This is a genomic window from Bacteroidales bacterium, from assembly GCA_016707785.1.
GTDB lineage: Bacteria > Bacteroidota > Bacteroidia > Bacteroidales > UBA4417 > UBA4417.
Window position 1 is genome coordinate 54,937 of the sequence record JADJGZ010000017.1, and the last position, 9,884, is coordinate 64,820.

Sequence of the window (9,884 nt, forward strand, 5' to 3'; positions counted from 1 at the left end):
AAATGCTTGTTTCATTTTGAAACATCTTCCGCAATTGGGTTTTTTTTCATAACTTTATATCCCGAATTGCCCACTGCTGAAAACTCTAGTCCGGCATGTCTGCTCCTAAGCTCCGATTCACCTAAACTCCTGAAGTATTTAGTTCTTCCGGGTTGTAATATTTTTTGTTTATATTTCACATACAGAGGATGGTTTATCTGATGAAGTATGAAATTCTCTAATACATTTTTTCTGCTCTTTTTCATCTTGGTTGCGAGTACCATGCCAACCGCAGTGCGGGGAATTAATACAAATAGTAGTTGTAACGGTAACAAGACAAATAGCACCAATCCTTCTGGCGTATTAAATGAATTAAATTCGATTTTATGTGGAAACACTTTTGAATTTACAATAGCAAATGATATCCAGGTTTCAGATAAAGTTTTAGAATTCGATTTGAACATCTTAAGTCTGGACAGTCTTCATCCCTTTGAACTATCTTGTATAAAGGCAGGGATTTATGTTAATCCCGCAATAATAAACGGTGGACAAATACAGTGCCTGATCATGTGCAATTCATCCACACTCAATTACTGTCAAAAGCCCACCAATATTGCTTTCAATACTACCACCAACAGTATTGAACTGTTTCCCATGCCATTCCCTTTACCAGGACAGGGCACTATTCTTTCTACAGATTCTCTGAATCCGACCAGGGTTTGTCGCATTCAAATAATCAACAGTGTTCCATGGGCGACAGGCACTCCGGACCTGGGTTTTATATTCTCTCCATCAGGATTTAGAACGGAGGTTTCGAAGTTTATCTGGCAAGTCAGCATCCCCTTAATCACAGATTCTAACAATTGTTTTAGTAAGGCTGCAAACCAGGTATTAAATTATCCACTACCAGAACCACCTTCCATTTTTAATGTTATTGGAAGTGGAAGTTTTTGTCAGGATGTTTTTCCTGTCGAAGTTGGCCTTGATGGGTCTGAATCAGGGGTAACCTATCTCTTATACTTTAATGACTCCTTTCTGGGATCAATGAATGGAAATAATGGACCAATTAACTGGAGTTGTTCCCTGCCTGGTACTTATTCAGTTGTTGGAGTTAATGCTGCCGGAAGGTATGCTATGAATGGGATAGCAATAGTTTCAGTATTCCCGGAACCATTTGTTTCAATAGCACCACCCCAGGTTGATATTTGTCCGGGAATACCCGTTACTTTAAGTGCAGAAGTTCAAAACGCCGGGACAAGTGCCGAATATCTATGGAAGATATTCTCCGTTTCCGGTATTCACTTAACCTCAACTTCAGAACCTTTCTATACTTATTTGCCGGAGAATGGCGATAGTGTGCTGGTCGAATATATGCAACATCAGCCCTGTGAGCGGGTCATAGAGTCATCCCCTGTTTTAATTACAATTAATTCCGGATCTGAAGGTGGCTGGATTAACAGTGATACCAATATTTTCCTTGGAGACTCTACCGGAATAATGACACTGACTGGATATTCCGGGAGCATAATTAAATGGCAACGCTGTTTTGAATCAGGGAACTGGGAGGATTTATCAATATCTTCAATTACTTTTTCCGATCTGCCAGGTAATGCAGGCATATGGAAATATCGTGCTGTAGTCAAACAAGGCGAATGCCCGGAGGCTTATTCAGAAGAGGTCATTATTAATGTTCTATATCGCACATTGGTTTTGAAGTTTTACCCTGAAGGTATTTATAACCCCCAGCATGATTATTTGAATAAAGCCCGTGACTACAATGACGTTAGGTTTCAAAGTGATACTGCTGATCTGGTAACAATCAGGATAAAGAGTGCAAATCCTCCATATGAAGAAGTTTTCAGGTTTCGGGATATTGCTCTTCCTATAAGTGGAATAATTAAAGTGGATTTACCTGATTTTTTGAGAGCATCCTGCTATATTGTCATCAATCACAGGAATAGTATTGAGACCTGGAGCGCATATCCTGTTTCATTTGCAAAGAATTTGATCAACTATGACTTTAGCTCGGCAGCTGAAATGGCTTTTGGGGCAAATCAGGGACGATCAGGACAATCATGGGTAATACTTAGTGGTGATATCAACCAGGATGGCAAGATTAACGAGGAGGACCTTAATCGTATTGAGATTTCATCGGGAGAATTTAGGAATGGCTATGTGCCGGAGGATGTGAATGGTGATGGCACCATAGATGCCGCAGACCTGATCATTATTGACAATAACTATTCAGCCGGAATAGAAGCTGAATTTCCTGTTTATCATGAACCCCCTGTTGTTACAACTAACCCGGTAGATTCAGTTAGTATGACTTCTGCGCGTACAAAGGTGAATATCATTTCCCAGGGAAGTTCTGCTATTATCCGGTCAGGAGTATGTTGGAGTAAATCCGCGTTACCCAATCTAGAAGATTTTTTTGCAGTTCACGAAGGAAATGATTTGATCTATTCAATTGACTTACAAGGTCTTGAAACAGGTTGTCACTATTATTTCAGAGCTTATGCAACGAATGCTGAAGGTACTTCCTATGGACCGGAATATAGTTTCACAACCCTTCAACCTGGTGGAGCAATTTTTTCACTAATGCCACTTATCACTTATGGGACCCAGACCTATAATACAGTAAAAATTGGTACCCAGGTCTGGTTCAGGGAAAACCTAAATATTGGAACCAGAATTGATCAGGCCCAGAATTCCACAGACAATGGTATTATTGAGAAATACTGCTCTGAAGACTTTGAGTTTAATTGTGATCTTTCCGGAGGTTTCTACCGATGGGATGAATTGATGCAATATAATGCAAATCAAGGATCACAAGGTATTTGTCCATCAGGCTGGCATATTCCTACCAGTGAAGACTGGGATACCCTCACCAAATTTCTTGGCGGAAATAATATTGCAGGTGGAAAGATGAAAAGCACAGGGTTGAAAAGGTGGGCTTTTCCAAATTCAGGAGCAACCAATGAAAGCGGATTTTCGGCTGTGCCTGAAGATTTTCAGGGAATTTATAGTTATTGGCTCAATTCATCAGAATGTTCGTATCAGCAAGGATCCGGATACGCCTCTGGTCGTAAGGTATGGACAAATACCCCCTCTGTTTCAGTTGACCCTTATTGTCATAAAAGCTTTCTTCAAGGATATGGGGTAGTTCGTTGTATAATGGATGATAGCCTACAATTGGTTGATGTATCCACTTCCAATATTCAATTCTATAGTCTTGATTCAGTAATCACCGGAGGTGCGGTTACATCTCTGGGAGGGACACCCGTTACTGAAAGAGGGGTGTGCTGGAGTTCACAAGCAAATCCGGATATATCCGATTCTCATAACATCGAGGGTAGTGGTTATGGAACTTTTTCAAGTCTGATCAGTGGTTTGCATCAAGACAGCATTTACTATTTCAGGGCATATGCTACTAATCTCGCAGGTACAGCCTATGGCCCTGAGAGGAGTATATCTACTGCTTCCTACGGGATTCCCTGCCCGGGCCTGGATTCGATAGTTTATGAAGGACAAACCTATCATACCGTTGCTATTGGAAATCAATGCTGGCTGAAGGAGAACCTTAATGTCGGAACCATGACAGATGCTCCGGCATTTTCTCAAAATGATTCAATAATTGAAAAATTCTGCTATGATAATCTTGAGTCAAATTGCAGTCTTTATGGAGGTCTCTATTTTTGGCAGGAGATGATGCAATACTCTTATATAGAAGGCTCACAAGGTATTTGTCCGGATGGTTGGCATATTCCCTCTGCTTCTGATTGGAACGCCCTTACAGATCATCTTGGTGGAGTATCAGTTGCAGGAGGAAAACTGAAAGATGTCGGAACTGCAATATGGGCTGAACCTAACATCGGGGCAACCAATGAATATGGTTTTTATGCACTACCTGCAGGACAAGTAGAATCTGTAGCCTTGTTTGATTACTTTCAATGGATTGGAGAACGTACTACTTTCTGGTCCTCAACTTATCAATGGGAATGGAGTCCATCTGCCCGTTATATCGTTAATAGTTCGGGAAACATATATGATGTTGAGATCTATGAATATACCGGATTAAGTGTCAGGTGTATAAAGAACGACAGCCTTGAATTGGCCCAGGTAACAACCGTTCCGGCTACTTATCTGGGTTCATACACAGCAACAAGCGGTGGTTCTGGTTTAGCTTCCGGAGGATCTGAAATAAGCAGTAAAGGTGTTTGTTATGATACCATTCCTGGACCAACCCTGGCAAGTCCACATACAAATGAAGGAGCTGGAACGGGGGATTATGTCAGTCAACTCATTAATTTATCACCCAATACTACCTATTATGCAAGGGCTTATGCTGAGAACATAGGAGGTATTGCTTATGGAAATGAGATTGTATTTACAACATTCGATACAATAATCAATACCACTTCCTGTCCAGGTGAACCCACCCTGATATACGGAGGAAAAACCTACAATACAATCCTGATTGGAGAACAATGCTGGCTAAAGGAAAATCTTGATGTAGGCATAATGATCAGTAGCCTTGAAAATCAATATAATAATAACTTAGTTGAAAAATATTGTTATGGCAACCAGGAATCTAATTGTGCTGTTTTTGGAGGCCTGTATCAATGGGATGAAGCCATGCAATATTCGAACCTACCTGGGAACCAGGGAATTTGTCCGGAGGGATGGCATATCCCTGATAATGAAGACTGGTGTGAATTAAGCTATTTTGTGGATTCAACCTTCAACTGCAACTCCAATTACTGTGATGGAATTGTTGCCGGAACCAATTTAAAAGCAAGCAATAGCTGGAATTCTGGAGGGAATGGGTCAAATAGCTCTGGATTTACTGCATTGGCATCCGGTTATTACAGTTCTCTGGAAATCTCGTTTCTGGAGAATGGAAATGCTGCCCACTTTTGGTCTTCACAGGACTTCAGTCCCGGCACTGCATGGATGTGGGGACTTTATACAAATCAACCAAATATATGCAGAACTGATATTTTAAAAACAGAAGGATATTCTGTTCGTTGCATTAAGAATCCGAATACTTATTAACTGCCATTTCTTCCAATTCATCCTAACTAAGGATTATTCCCATCTTACTTCTAATACACTCCAGCTGACTCAAAATAACTTATTACTCATTTTGCTTTATCAGGCTTGTACTGCTGATTCAATTTCTAATTTATTTTTCGAATCATTATGGTAAAAGTAAGAACGAGTAGCATACTGGTACGTTTTGTTAAACTGACTAAATATCTGTTTTCCATCGGATCCATTTTGTTGATTTTGGCAAGTTGTCAGAAGGAAGCAAATCAGCCATCCTCTGCTGATTACAGGATTAAGGAATACTCTGTTTATGATGACGAAGTGTTTGTTGCACGCTATGTATTAGATTATCAGAATGATCAATTAATTGCAGTTCGGCTCTTTGCCAAGAATTCAAACCAAAGTCTAGCTGAATATCATCGGGTTTTAATTTCATACCCAAAGCCATCTACAGGAATTATATCAGTATACTATCTTGATGATACCAAAACCTGGCAAAACAGTATAAGGTATGAATTTGAATATGATGAAAAAAAGATTTTGAGCAGTATCAGGTTCGAATTTAATAACGAGAAATGGGTGCCTGATCAAAAATTTATGCGTCAGTTCATTGGTAACAACGTCTTGCTTTCAACTTCATTTGAATACAAGCAAGATATCTTTAATCCCGTCTGGCATGAACTATATGAATATAAAGGTGAAGAACCGGAACAAGTGATCTCCGAATTGTATATGGAAGGTAATTGGAAATCAGTGAGAAAGACGACATTGCAATATGATAGTACATTGCTGATAGGAAATACTGAATACTATTCCAATAATGACCAATGGTTTGAAGATGTCAGGAATGATTACTACTACCTGGGTGATAAAGTGGCAGAAATGAAAGAATTTAAATTCCAGGATGGTAATTGGCAAGAAAAGCCACATAGTTTTCAATTTAACTATGATGCATTTGGAAATATGAGTTCCTGGATTGAAAAATATGAGGGAATTAACCGGAAGATTGAATTCAGTTATGAAAAAGGAAAAGGCAATTACCGGCAAATCCAGGATGCGCAACTCAATAACTGGCTATGGTATAATAAATATCCTCTTCTTTTGAAAAAGTCTTCTATTCCATTGATTGACAATCAATCGTTTTTGATTCAGGGGTTAAATCAGTAAGCTATTCCCGGAACAGGACAACTGTGAAAATGGCCAGAATCACTTATTGTTGAATTCCGACATGGTATGATTTACACCGGCAAGCACAAAGCTTTTGATCATATCGACGGCAAGATCAATGCGCGGCAGTAATATTTTTTCATCTTTCGACGACCATCTTCCAAGCACATAATCCACCTGGAATCCTTTGGCATAATCCTTACCAATTCCAAAGCGAAGTCTTGACCAATCTGTGGTGATCAGAGTTTCAATAATATGATTCAAACCGTTATGGCTCCCGCCGCTTCCTTTGGATCGCATTCGCAGAACACCCAGGTCAAGGTCGACATCATCGGTGATAACCAGCAGGTTCTCAAGGGGAATTTTTTCCTTATCGAGCCAATACTTGACGGCTTTACCTGAAAGATTCATGTAAGTAGTGGGCTTCAGAAGGATCATTTCTTTGTTTTTCACTCTGCATTCAGCCATGGAAGCATGGCGGCCAATACTGAATTTTGCACCTAATGACTGAGCAAGGGCATCAAGAACTATAAAACCTATATTATGACGAGTATTGGCATACTCATCACCTATATTCCCCAGTCCTACAATCAGGTATTTCATCAAATATTATTCAATTAGGTAAACGCTTTTCAATGGTCAGCTCCTGGAATATTGAAACATAACTATTGAGGATAAAAACGAAAGGTACAAAGTTAAGAACCTTGTACCTTTCAAAATGCTCATTATGAATTTTACTTCTTACCTGGCACTTCAGTTTCAACGGCGCGGGTTGAAATAACAGTAACCAATACACTGCTGGGAGCATCAAGAAGTGTAACATTCTCGATACTTAAATCACCCACTTTGATGGTTCCATTAATTTCTAGTCCGCTGATATTCACTTTTATCTCATCAGGAAGAAGATCTGGCAGAGCTTTTACTTTCAGCTTGCGGAATTTCTTCACTAATTTCCCGCCACGCAGTACACCTTCGGAAGTTCCTTCGACACGGATCGGAACAGTGATGATTACTGGTTTTCCGGGAATAATTTCCATGAAGTCGACATGCAGAATTTTATCGGTAACAGGATGATACTGAACATCCTGAAGGATAGTCCTGTATTCTTTACCATCTACACTTAAATTGATAATGTGTGCATAAGGGGTAAAGATCACCGGATTGAAATCCTTTTCAGTTACTGCGAAATGGACTTCAGATTTTCCACCATACAAGACACAAGGTACCTTACCGGCAGCCCTGTTTTTCTTAGCATCTTTTTTCCCTACGTTCTCCCGAAGAGAACCGCTCATAGATACTGTTTTCATTGTTTAATTGATTTAGGTAATTATTATTTGAATTGAAAAAGAGACGAAATTGATTCGTAGTTCTGCAATCTTTTGATTACGTCGGCCAACAGGTGTGCGGTTGTTAGAACAGTAATCTTTGAACTTTCGTGTTTAAGTGGAATTGTATCAGTAACCACTACTTCTGTAAATGCTGACCGCTCGATCTTCTCAATAGCATCACCCGAAAGTATGGGGTGAGAGCAAAAAGCCCTGACGCTGGCAGCTCCATTATCGACCATGATTTGTGCAGCCTTAACAATAGTACCGCCAGTGTCGATGATATCATCCATTAGGATTACATCTTTCCCTTTAACATCCCCAATCAGCTGCATTGTTTCCACCAGGTTGGCTTTAGCTCTTTGTTTATAACAAATCACAAAACCGGTATCCAGTGCTTTTGCATAGGCGGCAGCCCTTCTTGTCCCGCCTGTATCAGGCGAAGCCATCACCAGGTTGGGCAGATTTAACCCTTTAATATAAGGGAGAAATATGGAAGAAGCATACAGATGATCTACAGGCAAATCAAAAAAGCCCTGAATCTGGTCGGCATGTAAATCCACAGTAATGATCCGCTGCACTCCGGCCTTTGAAATCAGGTTGGCAATGAGTTTGGCGGTAATCGGCACCCTGGGTTTGTCTTTCCTGTCCTGCCTGGCAAAACCATAATAAGGGATCACAGCAATGATATGTCTTGCTGATGCCCTTCTGGCAGCATCCACCAGCATTAATAGTTCCAGCAGGTTATCAGCGGGAGGAAATGTGGATTGGACAATAAAAACATCACTCCCTCTGAGGTTTTCCTCAAATGAAGTTGTAAATTCCCCATCACTAAATACGGTAACCTGTATTTCGCCTAATTTTTGCCCGTATGATTCAGCGATTTTCTCTGCAAGGTACCTTGATGCCCTGCCTGAAAAGATTTTTATAGGCTTATTCATGGTGGCTATATTATCGGATGGGCCTGCAAAGATAGAACCTTTTTTGGTAGCTCACAAATTGATTTCCAGTCCAGGATAAGAGAAAAAACAATGGAACATGTCCGACTTCCTGAAGTCGGACATGTTAAATAATGGTTCACTTTGTTTCATTTTGCTTAAAAAGTGTGAGAGACTGTTTCGCTGAATTAATGTTAGCCTATGCAACAGCCTCATTTTATTGTGTTTATAAAGAGCTTCACAATCCCTTTAAAAAGGAATGCAAATATTAGTTCCATACCCGGGATTAAATGAATGTTAAGCGACAAAAAAGTTTATATGAAATGCTGATTTCAGAGGGGTATGTTGATAGAATTTCAAGTCTGTTTCACTATATTTGCACCTCTGTTCACAAGCTTGGAGACCTGCCTGTTCTATAAAGCCGCAAAAACCCAAAAACCCAAAATACCCTATTTATGAAAAAATTTACTCGTCTGGCCGTCCTGACGGCATTTACTTTTTTGCTTTGCTTCCAAATGAATGGGTGGGGGCAATTGTTAGTTGAAGAATTTGACTATACAGCTGGAACTCTGCTAACTGCAAATGGTTGGACAGCTCATAGTAGTGCAAACTCACAAGCAATCACTGTTAACAATGGAGGCCTTACTTTCCCCGGATATCTTTCTAGTGGAATTGGTAATGCAGCTCTAGTTGACAATACTGGAGAAGATGTCAATAAAGGATTTTCCGCTGTGTCAAGTGGTGCTGTTTATGTCGGTTTTTTAGTTAATGTGACAACAAATTCAGCTGGATATTTTTTCAACCTTGGTGGTAGTACAATAGGTACAACATTCAGAGGAAAAGTATTCACAGATGCATCAAATCATTTTGGAGTAAGTGTTGGCAGCAACACAGGTACTTTTGCAAGTTCAACCTTTACAACTGGCACAACATACCTTTTAGTTCTTAAATATGAAGTTGTTTCGGGTTCAACCAACGATAAAGTGAGCTTGTTCATTTTTGATAGTTCAATTCCAGCATCTGAACCTGTTTCGCCTTCTGTAGGGCCCTTGACAGATGCTGCTCAATCAGATATTACACCAGGTACTGTTGCATTAAGGCAATATTCTGCAACACAAAATTTTCTTATTGATGGTATTAGGGTTGGTACTTCCTGGAGCGCAATTGCAGGCGCCAGTGCTCCATCCTGGACATCAGGCTATCCTAAAGCAGAAAACACAACGCCATCAGGCTTTACCGCTAAAGTTAGTATCAGTGCAGCTGGAACTTCATATTATGTTATCCTTCCTAATGGAGCTTCTGCTCCAACATCTGCACAGGTGAAAGCCGGGCAGGATGCGACAGGAACAGCCGTTGCATCAGGTATGGCCGGAACCATTGCCTGTGCAGCAGCAAGTACAGAGTATACTTCAGCTGTATCCGGCCT

At 40.2% G+C, this 9,884-nt stretch carries 7 protein-coding genes; 3 read left to right on the forward strand and 4 right to left on the reverse strand.

The annotated features are described in order from the left end of the window. Positions 1 to 11 precede the first annotated feature (11 nt). Positions 12 to 443 carry a hypothetical protein gene (locus IPH84_11240; protein ID MBK7173783.1) on the reverse strand — a complete coding sequence of 144 codons (432 nt, stop codon included), beginning with the start codon at positions 441 to 443 and terminating at the stop codon, positions 12 to 14. Between the two features lie 103 nt (positions 444 to 546). Here IPH84_11240 and IPH84_11245 point away from each other — a divergent pair, with 103 nt between their 5' ends. Together IPH84_11245 and IPH84_11250 are read left to right on the forward strand one after the other, a co-directional pair. After that, positions 547 to 5,034, forward strand: a complete 4,488-nt coding sequence (locus IPH84_11245; GenBank protein ID MBK7173784.1) for a hypothetical protein — start codon at positions 547 to 549, stop codon at positions 5,032 to 5,034. A 147-nt stretch (positions 5,035 to 5,181) separates the two neighbouring features. Continuing rightward, a complete protein-coding gene (locus IPH84_11250) occupies positions 5,182 to 6,195 on the forward strand; it encodes a hypothetical protein (GenBank protein ID MBK7173785.1) in 1,014 nt (337 codons plus the stop codon). Positions 6,196 to 6,234: 39 nt separating this feature from the next. Here the strand turns inward: IPH84_11250 and IPH84_11255 are convergent, their stop codons facing one another. From IPH84_11255 to IPH84_11265, 3 genes are all read right to left on the reverse strand, one after another. Next, positions 6,235 to 6,798, reverse strand: a complete 564-nt coding sequence (locus IPH84_11255) for an aminoacyl-tRNA hydrolase (protein ID MBK7173786.1) — start codon at positions 6,796 to 6,798, stop codon at positions 6,235 to 6,237. A gap of 131 nt (positions 6,799 to 6,929) precedes the next feature. Beyond that, on the reverse strand, positions 6,930 to 7,502 hold the full coding sequence (locus tag IPH84_11260) for a 50S ribosomal protein L25/general stress protein Ctc (protein ID MBK7173787.1): 573 nt from the start codon (positions 7,500 to 7,502) through the stop codon (positions 6,930 to 6,932). Between the two features lie 23 nt (positions 7,503 to 7,525). Then, complete coding sequence (locus IPH84_11265) at positions 7,526 to 8,461, reverse strand: ribose-phosphate pyrophosphokinase (protein ID MBK7173788.1); 936 nt, start codon at positions 8,459 to 8,461, stop codon at positions 7,526 to 7,528. A gap of 452 nt (positions 8,462 to 8,913) precedes the next feature. Between IPH84_11265 and IPH84_11270 the strand changes: the two genes are divergently transcribed. After that, a partial coding sequence (locus IPH84_11270) for a hypothetical protein (GenBank protein MBK7173789.1) occupies positions 8,914 to 9,884 on the forward strand: 971 nt, incomplete at its 3' end.

What these genes read in the sequence shown, in the direction of transcription:
- IPH84_11240 (MBK7173783.1), bottom strand. Translation starts at nt 443, where the DNA reads ATGTTCAAATCGAATTCTAAAACTTTATCTGAAACCTGGATATCATTT.
- IPH84_11245 (MBK7173784.1), top strand. Translation starts at nt 547, where the DNA reads ATGTGCAATTCATCCACACTCAATTACTGTCAAAAGCCCACCAATATT.
- IPH84_11250 (MBK7173785.1), top strand. Translation starts at nt 5,182, where the DNA reads ATGGTAAAAGTAAGAACGAGTAGCATACTGGTACGTTTTGTTAAACTG.
- IPH84_11255 (MBK7173786.1), bottom strand. Translation starts at nt 6,798, where the DNA reads ATGAAATACCTGATTGTAGGACTGGGGAATATAGGTGATGAGTATGCC.
- IPH84_11260 (MBK7173787.1), bottom strand. Translation starts at nt 7,502, where the DNA reads ATGAAAACAGTATCTATGAGCGGTTCTCTTCGGGAGAACGTAGGGAAA.
- IPH84_11265 (MBK7173788.1), bottom strand. Translation starts at nt 8,461, where the DNA reads ATGAATAAGCCTATAAAAATCTTTTCAGGCAGGGCATCAAGGTACCTT.